The organism is Haladaptatus sp. QDMS2, from assembly GCF_029338295.1.
Classification (GTDB): Archaea; Halobacteriota; Halobacteria; order Halobacteriales; family Halococcaceae; genus QDMS2.
On the sequence record NZ_CP119791.1, the window covers coordinates 906,653 to 920,044 of the forward strand.

The 13,392-nt window shown below is 63.4% G+C and carries 17 protein-coding genes; 6 read left to right on the forward strand and 11 right to left on the reverse strand.

Annotation, left to right across the window (positions count from 1 at the left end; genetic code table 11):
- Positions 1-101 precede the first annotated feature (101 nt).
- The 4 genes from P1M51_RS05040 to P1M51_RS05055 form a co-directional block, all read right to left on the reverse strand.
- Entirely contained in the window at positions 102-2,522 is a 2,421-nt protein-coding gene (locus P1M51_RS05040) for an ATP-dependent DNA helicase (RefSeq protein ID WP_276274856.1), read from the reverse strand.
- A 26-nt stretch (positions 2,523-2,548) separates the two neighbouring features.
- On the reverse strand, positions 2,549-3,247 hold the full coding sequence (locus tag P1M51_RS05045; protein ID WP_276247097.1) for an ATPase domain-containing protein: 699 nt from the start codon (positions 3,245-3,247) through the stop codon (positions 2,549-2,551).
- Positions 3,228-3,821, reverse strand: a complete 594-nt coding sequence (locus tag P1M51_RS05050; RefSeq protein ID WP_276247098.1) for a response regulator transcription factor — start codon at positions 3,819-3,821, stop codon at positions 3,228-3,230. Before P1M51_RS05050 ends, P1M51_RS05045 begins: the two co-directional genes overlap by 20 nt.
- Before the next feature lie 94 nt (positions 3,822-3,915).
- Complete coding sequence (locus P1M51_RS05055; protein ID WP_276274857.1) at positions 3,916-6,030, reverse strand: CDC48 family AAA ATPase; 2,115 nt, start codon at positions 6,028-6,030, stop codon at positions 3,916-3,918.
- Between the two features lie 77 nt (positions 6,031-6,107).
- Between P1M51_RS05055 and P1M51_RS05060 the strand changes: the two genes are divergently transcribed.
- Entirely contained in the window at positions 6,108-6,242 is a 135-nt protein-coding gene (locus P1M51_RS05060; RefSeq protein WP_276247100.1) for a hypothetical protein, read from the forward strand.
- Here P1M51_RS05060 and P1M51_RS05065 read toward each other — a convergent pair whose 3' ends face one another.
- Positions 6,243-6,683, reverse strand: a complete 441-nt coding sequence (locus P1M51_RS05065; RefSeq protein WP_276247101.1) for a DUF5796 family protein — start codon at positions 6,681-6,683, stop codon at positions 6,243-6,245.
- 105 nt (positions 6,684-6,788) lie between these two features.
- Here P1M51_RS05065 and P1M51_RS05070 point away from each other — a divergent pair, with 105 nt between their 5' ends.
- The 5 genes from P1M51_RS05070 (at position 6,789) to P1M51_RS05090 (ending at position 8,931) form a co-directional block, all read left to right on the forward strand.
- Positions 6,789-7,634: a shikimate kinase gene (locus P1M51_RS05070; RefSeq protein ID WP_276247102.1), complete on the forward strand. Its 846-nt coding sequence runs from the start codon at positions 6,789-6,791 to the stop codon at positions 7,632-7,634.
- Entirely contained in the window at positions 7,592-7,897 is a 306-nt protein-coding gene (locus tag P1M51_RS05075; RefSeq protein ID WP_276247103.1) for a chorismate mutase, read from the forward strand. The genes P1M51_RS05070 and P1M51_RS05075 overlap by 43 nt, the downstream gene beginning before the upstream one ends.
- A 51-nt stretch (positions 7,898-7,948) precedes the next feature.
- A complete protein-coding gene (locus P1M51_RS05080) occupies positions 7,949-8,209 on the forward strand; it encodes a hypothetical protein (protein ID WP_276247104.1) in 261 nt (86 codons plus the stop codon).
- Positions 8,154-8,450: an N-acetyltransferase gene (locus P1M51_RS05085; protein WP_276247105.1), complete on the forward strand. Its 297-nt coding sequence runs from the start codon at positions 8,154-8,156 to the stop codon at positions 8,448-8,450. The genes P1M51_RS05080 and P1M51_RS05085 overlap by 56 nt, the downstream gene beginning before the upstream one ends.
- A 142-nt stretch (positions 8,451-8,592) precedes the next feature.
- Positions 8,593-8,931, forward strand: a complete 339-nt coding sequence (locus P1M51_RS05090; RefSeq protein WP_276247106.1) for a hypothetical protein — start codon at positions 8,593-8,595, stop codon at positions 8,929-8,931.
- A gap of 12 nt (positions 8,932-8,943) precedes the next feature.
- Here P1M51_RS05090 and P1M51_RS05095 read toward each other — a convergent pair whose 3' ends face one another.
- From P1M51_RS05095 to P1M51_RS05120, 6 genes are all read right to left on the reverse strand, one after another.
- On the reverse strand, positions 8,944-9,315 hold the full coding sequence (locus tag P1M51_RS05095) for a hypothetical protein (protein ID WP_276247107.1): 372 nt from the start codon (positions 9,313-9,315) through the stop codon (positions 8,944-8,946).
- On the reverse strand, positions 9,312-10,133 hold the full coding sequence (locus tag P1M51_RS05100; RefSeq protein ID WP_276247108.1) for a DUF2391 family protein: 822 nt from the start codon (positions 10,131-10,133) through the stop codon (positions 9,312-9,314). The genes P1M51_RS05095 and P1M51_RS05100 overlap by 4 nt, the downstream gene beginning before the upstream one ends.
- 65 nt (positions 10,134-10,198) lie before the next feature.
- Complete coding sequence (locus P1M51_RS05105; protein ID WP_276247109.1) at positions 10,199-10,879, reverse strand: carbonic anhydrase; 681 nt, start codon at positions 10,877-10,879, stop codon at positions 10,199-10,201.
- A 101-nt stretch (positions 10,880-10,980) separates the two neighbouring features.
- Complete coding sequence (locus tag P1M51_RS05110) at positions 10,981-12,036, reverse strand: hypothetical protein (protein ID WP_276247110.1); 1,056 nt, start codon at positions 12,034-12,036, stop codon at positions 10,981-10,983.
- A 64-nt stretch (positions 12,037-12,100) separates the two neighbouring features.
- The gene (locus tag P1M51_RS05115; RefSeq protein ID WP_276247111.1) at positions 12,101-12,907 is read right to left on the reverse strand and encodes an aminoglycoside N(3)-acetyltransferase; all 807 of its coding nucleotides are present in this window, start codon (positions 12,905-12,907) and stop codon (positions 12,101-12,103) included.
- 26 nt (positions 12,908-12,933) lie between these two features.
- Positions 12,934-13,323 carry a cupin domain-containing protein gene (locus P1M51_RS05120; RefSeq protein WP_276247112.1) on the reverse strand — a complete coding sequence of 130 codons (390 nt, stop codon included), beginning with the start codon at positions 13,321-13,323 and terminating at the stop codon, positions 12,934-12,936.
- Positions 13,324-13,392: the final 69 nt, after the last annotated feature.

Sequence of the window (13,392 nt, forward strand, 5' to 3'; positions counted from 1 at the left end):
CGGGACAGGAGCGAAGGTACGTGAGTTTGGGTGTGTTTCTCTCCCGCATACACTCTCAATCAACGTGATAATATACTAATATATCGGATTGCTAGAGATTGTCACTCACTATTCCAGAATCGCTCGATTTGCGAGTCGAGGAACATCGGCGTCATACGAACCTGCTCGGTGCGTTCTTCGGCGGAGAGACACGCCCTGACGCCGTCTCTGCGTGCGGTGTCGCAGTATCGCTGGTCGAGCAACGCGCGAACGCCCCGCTCCTCTGGGCCACGGATGACGCGCCCGAGTGCCTGCCGCGTTCGGCGCACGGCGGGCACGGTGAGCGCGTATTCGAACGCATTCTCGGGGCCGAACGCGTCCGCGTAGGCGTTGCGGACGGCTCGCACGCGGGGTGAGCGCGTGTTCACGAGGGGGACGCCGACGACGGCGCAGGTGCCGAGTTTGTCGCCGTCGTAATCGACGCCCTCGGTGAGCGTGCCGCGGGTGCTGGTCACGAGCACTTTCTCCTCGCCGTCGAAGAATGCCTGTTTGAGCGCCTCCGTCTCCTCGTTCGACGAACTCTCGTCTACGAGCACTGGTTTGTCGATTTCTGCGCGGAGTCGTTCCGCGGCCCACGTCGCTTCCCGATAGTTCGGCATACAGATGAGCACGTTTCCGGGACTGCGGGCAAGTTCCCGCAGGGCGTAAGCGTACTCCTCGCGAACGGCATTGTCGTCCCCTGCGGTCGGTGACCCTCTGTTCCGCGCGGTAAACGGAGTGAGGTCCACGCCCCACGTCGCCCGGTTCTCGCGAGGGAAGCGCAGGTCGAACGTGTGGGTATCCACAGGACGGTCTGCGTCGAACTCGTCGAGGCCGACCACCTCCTGAAACACCGAGAGCGGTTCGAGCGTCGCACTCATCAGGACGCCGCCACCGACGGTTTCGAACACGTCACGACACTCGGCCGCGGGCAGGCAGTTGTACATCACGAGCGCCGGGGTGAACGCACGCTCCCAGACGTTTGCCGTCTCGCCGAGGTCTTTCGGCGAGTATTCGAGGACGAGTTCTCGGAAGTAGGTCGCCCGGCTCTGTGTCCACCAGCGAGTCAGAAGCGTGCCGACGGCCCCACAGACGGTGCTTCGATTCGGGTCGATTTCTTCGAGCACGGCCCCTGCCGCCACGCCGAGCGGACCCATCGATTGCCAGAGATTCTCGCCGTATCCCTCTCCCTCCGCCCACGCGGAGAGGGCGTCTACCTCCTCGGTTTCGGGCGGTCTGAGGGGGATTTCGATGTCCTCCTCGGGCAGGTCGCCGTACTGGATGGCTCGTTGCCAGTCGTCGAACTCCGCGTCCAGGTGGGCGGTGATGCGTTCGTCTAGCCAGTCGGCGATGGCGTCGTAGAACTCGATGGCCCGCCGGACGTGGTCGAGCGAGACTTCGTACGTCGCGAGGGCTTCTTCGACCTCCGTTTTGTGTTCGCGGGTCTTGTTCGCGTGCTGGACGAGCATGCGAAGGTCACCACGCGCCCGCCGCAGCGAGTGGAGACCGATGCGGTCTGAGAGGATGTCTCGGACGCGCTCTTCGACGCGGTGGGCCTCGTCGACGATGACGAACGTGTTCTCGTCCAGAATTGCGTCGGTGAGCACGCGCGTCTGGCGGTCGAACAGGTGCATGTAGTTTCCAATGACAACCTCCGCGTTCTGGAGGAGCACCTGCATCACGCGGTGGGGACAGGTGCCGTGCTCGACCGACTGCGGGAGGAGTTCGTCGATGGTCACGACGCCGCTTTCTGCGTCAGCAAAGCCCACGGGCGACCCCTTGTCGCGGGCGTACCAGTCGGCCTCGAACGGGCAGTAGAGCGGGTTGTTGCCGTTCGAGGAGTCGAGTGCGTCGTCGGGCGCGGTGGGCTGATGAGTCGGATACGGTGACTTCGCGCCGGCGGTTTCGAGCGTGGCGGTGTTCAGCGACTGCCAGGATTCTGCGTCCTGTCTGGCCGCGGCAGCGAGTTTTTCGGCGCGTGCCGGGTCCCACCACTTCTCTGCGTCCTCGCGTATGCCGGGGACCGCGCTCTCCTTTGGCAGGCCCCCTTTCTCGCCGTCGTCGAGTTTGACGAGCGAACTCGTCTGGTCGCGGAGGTCCTCACATCGGTCGTGGACGCTCGCGTCCTCGGGAAAGATGCCTTCTCGTTCGTAGGGACAGAGGTCGCCCTTGCTGTCGAGGGCGACGGTGGAGAGTGGCTCTTCGCGTCCGGCGTTGAGCGCGCGCATGTCGGCGACGAACTGGGCGAGTTGCTGTTTGACCGGCGTCACGACGACGACGCGGTCGTACAGGTCGGTCTCGCGGACGAGGTAGGAGGCGGCGGTGAGCGCGGCCATCGTCTTGCCCGTCCCGCAGGGGCCTTCGAAGAGGAAGTAGCCCTTGCCCCTCGCGGTGCGGATGGTGCGCTCGATGACCTTCGCTTGCTGGTCGTAGGGGGCGTCGAATCCGAAGTAGTCGCGCCAGTCTGCGTCTGTGGACGCGGTCGCCCCCGGCTGGTCACTCATTCGAATACGGACTAGTTCGCCATCGCCTAAGAGTGATTGGGTTCGTACGGTTCCCACCCGGTGCGGTAGCCGTCCAGCCCGATGACGCGAACTTCGATGCCGTCGTCGCGCTCGCGGAGTTCGACCATGCCGTCGAACACCTGCTTTATCGTGTTGACCGCCTGCTCGTCGTGGACGCCCGTGTCGAGGGTGAACACGCCGAGGTAGCCGACCGATTCGAGGCGGGCGGTGAGGACGTGACAGAACTTGAACACCGTCCTGACATCGACGTACGAGAGCAGCGTCGAGACGGAGTCGAGGGCGAACCGCGTCTGGCGGATGCCGTTCTTGTTGAACCGCTGCATGAACTCGGATACCCCGATGCCGATGCCCGTGAGGTCGGCGGGAGACGTGACGGAGTGGACGAACGACTCATGCATCGTCGCCCCCGATTCCGTCGTTTCGACGATGCCGAGGGCAGCTTGATTCGGCGCGGCCACCAGCGTTTGGTAGTCAGCGAGCGTCGCCTCCGCGCCGTGGTCGGTGGAGACGAAGATGTTGCCTTCTTCTGCGTTCGCTCCCTGTGCGAGAATCGAGAGGGTAAGCTCGCGCTTTCCGCTCATTGGCGGTCCGGCGACGAGCAGGTTCGTGCCCGGTGAAACGTGAATCGTTTCCGTGGGAAGCACCGCGTCGAGTTCGTATCGCATTTGTGGGTCGTCGTTGTTGTCAGTTCGATTGCGCTCCATCCATCCCCCCGATGTCCCGGAGTGCGCTGATGAAATCAGCCTCGTCTGTGAACCCTCCGAGCGTTTCGTTCAACTGCGTCCGGACGGCATCGAGTTCGGCTTCGAGTGCCTGGTACTCCTCGTTGCCTTCGAGTTCCTCCCGGCGCTTGCCGGTCGTGAGCGCCGCCTTGGTCTCTGCGAGCGAGTAGTACTCCTGTAGCAAGGTGGAGTACTCCGCCCGTTCGAGGAGCAACTCGACCGTCTCGTGTAACTGTGCCTTGCTCACCGGTTTGCTGAGATAAGCGTCGAACCCCATCCGGATGATGTCGAAGTCGGGTTCGACGGCGGTCACCATGGCGACCCGACAGTCCAGTTCGCGTTCTCGGATCGTCTCCAGCACCTGGTCGCCCGTGAGCCCCGGCATCATGCGGTCCAGGAGCACGACGGCCACGTCGTCGGTGATGGCGTCGAGTGCATCGCGCCCGTTCGGTGCGACGATGACCTCGTAGTCATCACTGAGCCAGATTTCGTACGTTTCTGCCACGTCAGCTTCGTCCTCGACAACGAGAATGACTGGCCTGTCTCCGTCACCCATCAGTTCTACTCCACGTTTCAGTTCAATCGTGAAAGCATTACTGTTTTTTCACTGTCATTTGCGCGCGCCTGAACTCGAATCGAGGCCGAAGCGGTCAGGTCAGCGACGGTTCGACCTGTTCGAGCGCCCGGGCGAAGTGGGCCGCCGTAATCACGAGTTCGTCCGCGCGGGCGTTCGCCTCCGCTGGGCCGATGTCCGCCGCCAGGTCACGGATGGCGAACATCGCGGCCTGGCGGACGAGCGACCGCAAGTCGGCCCCTGAGTACCCGCGGGTGTCGGTTGCCAACTGCGCCTGGTCTACGTCGTCTGCGAGCGGTTTCCCCGCCAAGTGGACCGCGAGAATCGCCTTCCGGGCCGGTTCGTCGGGCGCTGGCACCTCGATGTGGGTTTCGAGGCGGCCCGCCCGCACCAGCGCGGGGTCAAGCACCTCCCGGCGGTTCGTCGCGGCGAGCACCATCAGGTTCGGGTTGTCCACGACGCCGTCCATCTCGGTGAGCAATTGGGAGACGACGCGCTCTGTGACCTCGTGGCTGTCGTCGCGACGCGCCGCGATGGCGTCGATTTCGTCGAAGAAGACGATTGCGGGGGCGGCCTGTCGCGCCCGGTCGAACACCTTCCGGACGGCCTTCTCCGACTCGCCGACGTAGCGGTCGAGCAACTCTGGCCCCGCGACGTGGATGAAGTTCACTTCGCTCTCCCCGGCGAGAGCGCGCGCGAGGAGGGTCTTACCCGTCCCAGGAGGCCCGTAGAGCAGCACACCGGAAGGCGGGTCCGTGTCTGCGGCGTCGAACAGCGCCCCGTATTCGAGCGGCCAGATGACCGCCTCTTCGAGGGTCTGTTTCGCCTCGTCGAGGCCGCCGACGGCGCTGAAGTTCACGCTCGGCGTCTCCGCGACGTACTCGCGCATGGCGGAGGGGTCGACCGCCGCCATCGCCGCGTCGAAATCCGCCCGGGTCACGGTGAGCGGTTTTCCTTCTTCCCGGCCGCGAAGCGCGTGCATCGCCGCCTCCGTGACGAGCGTCTTCAGGTCCGCGCCGACGAACCCGTGGGTTCGCTTCGCGATGCGTTCTACGTCCACGTCGTCGGCGAGGGGCATCCCGCGGGTGTGAACGTCGAGAATTTCTCGACGCCCCTCGATTCCGGGGACGCCGATTTCGATTTCGCGGTCGAACCGGCCGCCGCGGCGGAGGGCGGGGTCGATGGCATCCACGCGGTTGGTCGCGCCGATGACGACGACCTGTCCGCGTTCGTTCAGGCCGTCGAGCAGGGTCAGCAACTGGGCGACGACGCGTGTTTCCATGTCTGCGTCGTCGTCGCGGGTGCCGGCGATGGAGTCGATCTCGTCGATGAAGATGATGGCCGGCGCGTTCGCCGTCGCCGTCTCGAAGGCTTCACGCAGCTTTTCCTCTGACTCGCCTTTGTACTTCGAGACGATTTCGGGGCCGGAAATCACCGAGAAGTGGGCGTTCACCTCGTTGGCGACGGCTTTGGCGATGAGCGTCTTGCCCGTCCCGGGCGGCCCGTAGAGCAGGACGCCCTTCGGCGGGTCGATGCCCAACTGGGTGAACAGGTCGGGTTCCGAGAGCGGGAGTTCTATCATCTCCCGAACCTGCTCTAGCTCGTCGTCCAGGCCGCCGATGTCCTCGTAGTTCACCCCAGAGGGGCGAGTCGGCGCGGTGCTACTCACGGCCGGTTTCTGTGGGGAGTCAGGTTCGAGTAACGTGATACGCGTCGTCTGGGTCACCCGGACGATGCCGTCTGGCCGGGTCCGCGATACCGTGAGCGGGCCGTTGCCGAGTCGCTGGACGTGAATCTGTTCGCCAGCGGTGAGCGGGCGGTCCATGAGTGCCTCGCGGATGGCCCGCGTCGCCTCATCGTCGTCCGCGAAGTCGCTTTCCGGCTTGACCTCGATGCTCGTCGCGTCTGCCACCTCGACCGGTCTGACGGTGACTTCGTCACCGATGTTGACCCCGGCGTTGGCGCGGGTGTCAGCGTCGATGCGGACGGCCTTCTTCGACAGTCCGGCCCCGGCGGGCCACACTTTCGCGACGGTCGCGGCCGCCCCCTCGATGATGACGGTGTCGCCGCTCAACACGCCGAGTTGTCTGCGGGCGGCCTCCGGCAGACGTGCGACACCCCGCCCGGCATCGCGTTTCTCTGCACTCTGGACGGTGAGTGTAAGTCCCTCGTCTCTGACACCCGAACTCATAGCAGACCGTTGACGCCCCGCACTCTTTACGGTTCGCTCGGAGAAACGAATTTACCGCCCCACGCCAGTTGTTACCTATGGTCTCTACGACTGAACGCGATGGCATGACCTGGTATCAGTGTGATAGCTGCGGGCTCATGTTCGACGTCGAAGAAGACGCGCGTCAGCACGAGAAAAACTGCGAGGGTGAGGACGCAGATTACATCATGTAGCTACGCGTCGGCGGGTGGAGAGACGATTTCGAACGAGCGTTCGCCCATATCGTCCTCTTCGAAGACGAACACACGGCCACGGACCGTCTCCGGGTCCGCCTCGACTTCGACGCGATAGCCACCCGCATCGCGAATCGTCACGCCGGGGAAGATAGACGTTTCCTCGTTTTCGTCGAGCAGGACGCGGCCGACGCCCGTCGATTCGAGAATTTCGTCCGCCGTGTTGCGGTCGTTGACGTAGACGATGACGCCCTCCGTCTCGGTGGGGTCGGTGACGAGAATGTGGACGTCTTTCGCGGGAGCGGTCTTGACCGTCCCTTCGACCTTCGCGGGAACCCCGTTGTAGAACACCTCTCTGCCGTCCGTGTAGTGGACCACGACGCCGCCCTCGGTGAGTTCGATGCCGAGCGTCTCGGGCGAGATGTCGTTTCGCAGGCTCATACCCAGTGTTCGCCCGTCGCCGGGAAAAACCCGGCGTTGTCCGTCGGCTAAATCCGCACCAACCGCCACGTGTAAGTAGGCCCGTCGGGGAGGAGAACCTGTACCATGGAGGGCACGGCACAGGCACCCGCCGCAGGAACCATCCTCAACGCGCTCGCCACCGGCACGGGCGCGGCGTTCGCCATCGACCGCTACACCACCGCGCACGTTACGCTGAGCGACGACCCCGGCGTGACCGGCGAGATCGCGAACGCGCCGGACGCGGACACTCGCCTCGTCGAACGTTGCGTCGAACTCGTCACCGAACGCTTCGGCGACGGGCAGGGCGGGCATGTCCGCACCGAAAGCGATGTGCCGATGGCCTCCGGCCTGAAGAGTTCGAGCGCCGCGGCCAACGCCACGGTGCTCGCAACCCTCTCCGCCCTCGACGCAGAACTCGACCGTGAGGACGCCGCACGTATCGGCGTCACCGCCGCCCGCGAGACCGGCGTCGCCGTCACCGGCGCGTTCGACGACGCGAGCGCGAGCATGCTCGGCGGCGCGACGGTCACGGACAACACGGCTGACGAACTCCTCCACCGCGAGGAAGTCGACTGGGACGTGCTGGTCTGGACGCCCGACGAGCAATCGTTCAGCGCGGACGCGGATGTGGCTCGCTGCAAGCAAGTCGCCCCGATGGCCGACCTCGTCGCCGACCTCGCGCTCGCTGGGGATTACGAACGGGCGATGACGGTAAACGGCCTCGCCTTCTGTGCGGCCCTCGACTTTCCCACCGACCCGCTCGTCGAGGCGATGCCCCTCTCGAAGGGCGTCTCACTCTCGGGAACGGGGCCGAGTTTTACGGCGGTCGGCGACCGAGACGCACTGGAACAACTCGAAGACATCTGGAGCACTAACGACGGACACACATGGCTAACGACGACACAGAATCACGGCGCGCGACTGAAGTGACGCTCGACGAACACCGCGAGGAGATACAGGAAATCGACCGCGAACTGGTCGAACTCATCGCCCGGCGGACCTACGTCGCGGACACGATTGCGCAGGTCAAGGAGGAACTCGACCTGCCGACGACCGACGAGGAACAGGAGGACAAGGTGATGGAACGCGCCGGGAAGAACGCAGAGCGATTCGAGGTGGACGCGAACCTCGTGAAGGCCATCTTCCGGTTGCTCATCGAGTTGAACAAGGTCCACCAGCGCGAGAATCGGTAGCCGAAACGGCGTCGCCAGTGTCATTTTGCCGTAGTACGAGAAAAAAGAAGCATGGGTGTAACAGTCCTGGCGGCGGAACGACGACACGTCGATGGTATCTGCCGCGTCTGCGCCGACGGCTGGCGTGCGACGTACACTGGTATCCTTCCCGAGAGGGAAATCGAGGCGACTATCGAGGAGTTCTACACTCCCGAGCGCGTCGCACGAGAGGTCCGCTCGCCAGAGGACTGGGACGGATGGCTCGTCGCACTCGAAGATGGGGGCGGTCGTCGGCGCGGGTGGCGGTGGTCTCACTGCCCCGACCGTCGGTGAAGTGTTCGTATTGTACGTTGACCCGGCGAAGAAGCGGCAGGGAATCGGTTCTCGATTGCTGGAAACGATGACGAGACAGCAACGCGAACGAGGTGCGACTGAGCAATGGGTGTCTACGGTCCCCGACAACGAGATTGGGATTTCGTTCTATCAGAAACACGGCTTCGAGGTCGTGGGTGCGCGAAATTCCTACGGCGAGGCGAGTGACCGCACGTCGCTTCGACTCAAACGACCTCTCTGAACGACGTTGTGGTTTGAGATGACGACGTGAATACCATCTGCAATGCCAGTGGGAGCGCGAACACGGTACCTCGGCGCGAGACGCGGGAACGCGCATTTGCTCGCACGGAACGTTATCATCACTCCACGCGAAGGCTTCGACGATGCCCGACTGGTCCCACGTAGAGCGTGACCTGGCTGCCGTCGACTACGAGGACTTTGAATTCGATTCCGGCAAAACCGCTGTTCCTGGGCTTTCAGGGGAGTGGTTGGTTGGTAAAATCGACCGGCAGGGGCCTCTCAAGCGAGAGAACTTGTCACTCCGATTGCGACTCTGGGATGCCCTTCCCGGCGTCGCATCGATTCCAACCGAACCCGAATACGCGCCAGCAAACATCCGCGAGATTGCAGCGCGACACGAGCTTGATGTCGTTCTGATTAGCGCCGGGCGCGATTGGGTGCGGGTGGCGCTCGTCGCGCCGGAGTCAGCTTCGACTTCGTAGCGAACCACCCAGTCATACTTCGATCCACGACGAGACGGTCGCGGTCGCGTTCTTAGTCCCGGCCGGGCACACGACGTAGCCAAGCCGCCTGTCGTCGGCGGGGACGTTCTCGAAGGTGAGTTCCGGCGGCGGGGTGTCACACTCGACGGCGACCGTCACCGACGAGAGGCCGACGTTCTGCTGATTTTCGAGTATTACGGCCACCCGGAGGTCGCCGTTCGGGAGGGGCGTCACGTTGCCTACCGCGGCGGTCGGTGCGGCGAACGTCGGCGTCGCCACTCCCTGCCAGACGACGAAGACGAACAGCGCGATGGTGAACGCCGTACTCACCACGATGAGCACCCGTTCGGGCAGGGAATCGAGGTCGCCCTCACGCTCGCTCATCCGAGTACCACCCGCGCCCCGCTCGCGCCAATCGTCGCCGGGAAGCCGAGTACGATGGCCAACTGAACCCAGACCGCGAGCGGGGCCGCCCTGAACTGTCCGAAGGCAGCGAGTAGCGCGACGGCGACGACGACACCGACTGTGTAGGAGACGAACGCGTGACCCACCTGGTCTGCGAGCGTCTTTTCGAACGACCGGGTGCGCTGGCCGCGGAATTCGAGTTCGTAGAGAACGAGGTAGGCGACGACGAGGCTCAGGACGAGGACGAGTGCCAGTCGCGTCCAGTTCGCGTGGGCGGCCATGAGCGCCATTTCGTCGGTCGGCGCGAGGGTCAGCCCAACGAACAGTGCGCCGACGGCGAACACGCCGAGGTGTCGGTAGAACGGGCGGTCGGGGGATGGCTCGGTTTCTGCTTCGTACAGCAACTCGTCTGCGAGTGCCGCGCCGAAGCCGAGGGGGACGACGAAAAAGAGCCCGAGCCGGGCGATGAGAACCGGCGGGTCGCTCAGTTCGATGATGCCGAACAACAACAGGACCGCGTAGGCAGTGAGAAAGCTCTGGAGCAACAGTTCGGTGAAGTCGGTCACGACGGTGGCGACGGTCAGCGGGGTCTCGTCTCCCTTCCGCGACCCGATGGACTCCCGGATGGCGATGACGACGGCGAGCCCGACGACGGCGTACACGAGCAACCACGCGGTCGGGAGGTGCGACCCCTGGACCCACATCTCCGTCGTGAACAGCAACTCCACGCTGACGATGAGGGCACCAACGACGCCGCGAATCTGTCTTCTGAGAACTGTGCCGACACCCTGTGCCATGGGATATCAATCGATGGGTTGACAGATAAAGTGGCAGGAGAGACCACCCGTCGCTTTCGAGTCGTTCAGTACTCCCAGACGCGGTCGACCCACTCGCCGAGTTCTGGATGTTCCTCACGAAGGCCTTCTGCGCTGCGGTTCCCGTTCACGTTGACGACGTACACCTTGCCTCGCGGCCCTCCGTACACGTCCATGAAGTCGTAGACGACGCCGATAACGTCTACGTCGTCGGGAATGTCGCCGCTCTCTTTTAAGAACTCGACCTGCCAATCGACGTTGTACTCGACGAGCCGATTGATGGCTCCGTTTCGGTCTACGTCGTCCGGGAGCAGGTCCAGGGCCGGTTCGAGGTGCGGTTTCAGGAGGTCGATACAGTGTTCGATTCCCGGCGGCTCAGAGAGGCCGTCGGTGAGTTCGTCGTAGGTGGCTGTAACTGCTCCACAGCCAGAGTGACCAATGACGACGATTGTCTTCGTCCCGGTGTGTTCGACGGGGTAGAGCACGTCGCCGGAGACTTCCTCGCCCACGGCGGTTTGCTGAACCACTCGGTTGCCGATGTTCCCGACGGTGAAGATTTGGCCTGGCTCGTCGTTCCCCCAGATGTGGTCTTGCAGGACGCGGGAGTCCGAACAGCAGACGGTGACGACGCCCGGGTGTTGGCTGTCCTGAACGTCGTCGAACCGGGATTTGAAGGTCTCTACGTGCTTTTCGTTGCTCTCCAGTAGTTCCACGACCGTCTCGCACATATGTGACCAGATTCGCGACTGGGTAGTTAGGTTTCGTGGTTCAGGTTCGATTCGCCTCAGCGGTCCCATCACGCTGCGCTCTCGTCACCGGAACAATCCGATTACGGCCGCAATCTCAAATCCTCGTCTTCGAGCGTAAAGCCGGTCGATTCGAGCGAGTGCTTCGAGACGGTGACGATGCGGAGCATGTAGGAACTGAGCAGGACGTACGGCGACAGCGCGACGACGAAGGCGATGGCGATGTAGAGAAAACGACGCTCGATGCTGAGGACGGTAAATCGCGGGAATAGGCCCGCATCGATGGCGAGGAGCACGTAGGCAGTGAAGACGATGACTGGTAGCGCGAGGATGAGGAGGTCGTTCGACAGGTTTCGCAGTTCGCGCTTGAAATAGAGCGTCGTGAAGTATTCGCGCCCGGAGGCGAACAGCACGAGCACCTCAGAGAGGTTGTTGAGCGATTTGAGCTTTCGCTCGGGGAGGGCGCTGCTCAACTCGGCCTGGAGGCGTCGCGCGGCGTTGATGTGGCTCGCGTAGTCGTAATCGAGTCCCGCGAGCAGGACGGTGGACAGGCGTCGATTGTCAGCCCGGAGGCGATTTTCGATTTTCGAGAGCTCTGCCTCCACGTTTTCGACGAGCGAGAGCAACGAGTCGCGCTGGTCTGCGTCCGAAACGTCGGTCGCGCCGCGTTTGAGTTGGTCGGTTTCGCGCCGAAGCGCCCGCAGGATGAATGCGAAAAACGGGCCGATACCGGCCGGACTGACCCCCAGTTGGGCGATTTCTTCGAGTTCCATCTGAAACTCGATTGAATCGACGATTTGGGCCTGCTTGACCTGGAGTGTGCCGAACTCCTGTGAGAGCGCGGCCGTGTTGATGGAGAGCACCACCGAGACGAACAGAATCACGCCGCCGAGCAGCGTGTTGAACAGCGCCTGGACGGCTCTGGTTTCTGTGACCAGTCGCTCCATTTCAAATTCAAAAATCGTTCCGATGACGAGGAGCAAGAGGAGAATCATCGCGGAGATGAAAAACGCAATCCACCGCCGATTTCCATACAGCAACACCCACTGTCGGAACGTCGGGTCTACCGCGTTCGACGACGATGTCTGGGACGTGGCTGGCGCAGACTGCGTGGAGAACAACTGTCGAAACGGGCGCATCGGGGTCTCCGTACTGTTGGAGAGCTAACAGCATAACCCTTCGCGGAGGCGACGTGCTGTCCGACTACCGATTCGTCTCGAACCACTCAACGGCGAAGTCAACGAGCGCCGGCTGGTCGACGAGTTTTACTGTCGCTGCGCCGACCGTGCCTTCTGTGATTCCGTGTTCGCGCTCGAATGCTGCGCCGACCTCCTCGAAGTCGTCGGTGTCGGTTTCGATGTCCTCGAATTCGACGAACACGCGCTCGCCGTCGCGTTCCACAGGGACGCGCTCGGTGAGCACCTCCTGGTCAAGGTCGGCGCGGTACTCGGCGAGGTGTATCGACGTGTTGTTCGCGTGACCGACGCCGAGCAGCAGTACCTTCGCGTCCCTGTCGTAGAGTTTGGCGAGCGGCGACCCTTCGCCGAGGCCGTAGGCGAGTTCGTGGTCCGCGACGAGGTCCGCAGCGCCAGTACCCCACGCAGCGAATGAAGTTATCGGGTGCTGGCTTCGGACGACCCCCGCGTAGTTCCGGAAGCACTCCCCTATCGCGCCCATGCCCCGAGTCGGGGTACTCTCCGGTCTGTAGGCCGGTCGCAGGTCTTTGATAACCTCGACCCAGTCGTCGGGAACCGGCGGTTGCGACCAGAACTCGGGATTCGAGTATTGGGAGGTGAAACTCGGCATCACGAGCGTTCCCGTCTCCGTGAGAACGTCCATCAGGGCGTCGACGACGGCGGGGGCGTCACCACAGACCCAGCCGAGCGAGCTTAGCGACGAGTGGACGATGACGGTGTCGCCGGCGGAGAGACCGAGGTCGCGAAAATCGGCAGCGAGAGACGAGACGGTGGCAGGAGCATCCACCTGCTCGATTGCATCCTGTTCGGTCATGTTCGTCGCATCACGACAGGCTGGTATCAGCTTTCTCCTCTCGGTTCGCTCGCCGGGCCGTCCACGTTGATTGCAGGGGGGCCGGACCCGACGAAGCAGATGACAGCGACCCAGTCTTCTCGCGTCCCGTTTACCACCCGTCGAATCGTCTGCGGGGGAACGTAGACGAAGTCACCGGCCGCCATTTCGACCGATTCGTGTCCGCCTGGGCCGTATTCGAGCGTCGCCGTCCCCGAGACGACGTAAGCGTAGACGTGTCTATCGCCGTTGTGGTGCCACCCGGTTGCCGCGCCGGCGGCGACCCGTGACTGCACCATGAGCGTGTCCGCAGCGTCGAACGTGCTGGCTCTGAAGACACCTGGTGTGCTCTCTGTTTCTGCGATGTCCTCCTGTCTTCTGACGGTAATCCGGTCCATCTACATGCACCATCCGTAGAGACGACGCGCCAGTGCAAAGCCTCTCGTGGCCCAGTGCGCCCCGCTAAC

Excerpts from the sequence above, each read along its gene's own strand:
- P1M51_RS05040 (WP_276274856.1), bottom strand. The coding sequence starts at position 2,522 with ATGAGTGACCAGCCGGGGGCGACCGCGTCCACAGACGCAGACTGGCGC.
- P1M51_RS05045 (WP_276247097.1), bottom strand. The coding sequence starts at position 3,247 with ATGGAGCGCAATCGAACTGACAACAACGACGACCCACAAATGCGATAC.
- P1M51_RS05050 (WP_276247098.1), bottom strand. The coding sequence starts at position 3,821 with ATGGGTGACGGAGACAGGCCAGTCATTCTCGTTGTCGAGGACGAAGCT.
- P1M51_RS05055 (WP_276274857.1), bottom strand. The coding sequence starts at position 6,030 with ATGAGTTCGGGTGTCAGAGACGAGGGACTTACACTCACCGTCCAGAGT.
- P1M51_RS05060 (WP_276247100.1), top strand. The coding sequence starts at position 6,108 with ATGGTCTCTACGACTGAACGCGATGGCATGACCTGGTATCAGTGTGAT.
- P1M51_RS05065 (WP_276247101.1), bottom strand. The coding sequence starts at position 6,683 with ATGAGCCTGCGAAACGACATCTCGCCCGAGACGCTCGGCATCGAACTC.
- P1M51_RS05070 (WP_276247102.1), top strand. The coding sequence starts at position 6,789 with ATGGAGGGCACGGCACAGGCACCCGCCGCAGGAACCATCCTCAACGCG.
- P1M51_RS05075 (WP_276247103.1), top strand. The coding sequence starts at position 7,592 with ATGGCTAACGACGACACAGAATCACGGCGCGCGACTGAAGTGACGCTC.
- P1M51_RS05080 (WP_276247104.1), top strand. The coding sequence starts at position 7,949 with ATGGGTGTAACAGTCCTGGCGGCGGAACGACGACACGTCGATGGTATC.
- P1M51_RS05085 (WP_276247105.1), top strand. The coding sequence starts at position 8,154 with ATGGGGGCGGTCGTCGGCGCGGGTGGCGGTGGTCTCACTGCCCCGACC.
- P1M51_RS05090 (WP_276247106.1), top strand. The coding sequence starts at position 8,593 with ATGCCCGACTGGTCCCACGTAGAGCGTGACCTGGCTGCCGTCGACTAC.
- P1M51_RS05095 (WP_276247107.1), bottom strand. The coding sequence starts at position 9,315 with ATGAGCGAGCGTGAGGGCGACCTCGATTCCCTGCCCGAACGGGTGCTC.
- P1M51_RS05100 (WP_276247108.1), bottom strand. The coding sequence starts at position 10,133 with ATGGCACAGGGTGTCGGCACAGTTCTCAGAAGACAGATTCGCGGCGTC.
- P1M51_RS05105 (WP_276247109.1), bottom strand. The coding sequence starts at position 10,879 with ATGTGCGAGACGGTCGTGGAACTACTGGAGAGCAACGAAAAGCACGTA.
- P1M51_RS05110 (WP_276247110.1), bottom strand. The coding sequence starts at position 12,036 with ATGCGCCCGTTTCGACAGTTGTTCTCCACGCAGTCTGCGCCAGCCACG.
- P1M51_RS05115 (WP_276247111.1), bottom strand. The coding sequence starts at position 12,907 with ATGACCGAACAGGATGCAATCGAGCAGGTGGATGCTCCTGCCACCGTC.
- P1M51_RS05120 (WP_276247112.1), bottom strand. The coding sequence starts at position 13,323 with ATGGACCGGATTACCGTCAGAAGACAGGAGGACATCGCAGAAACAGAG.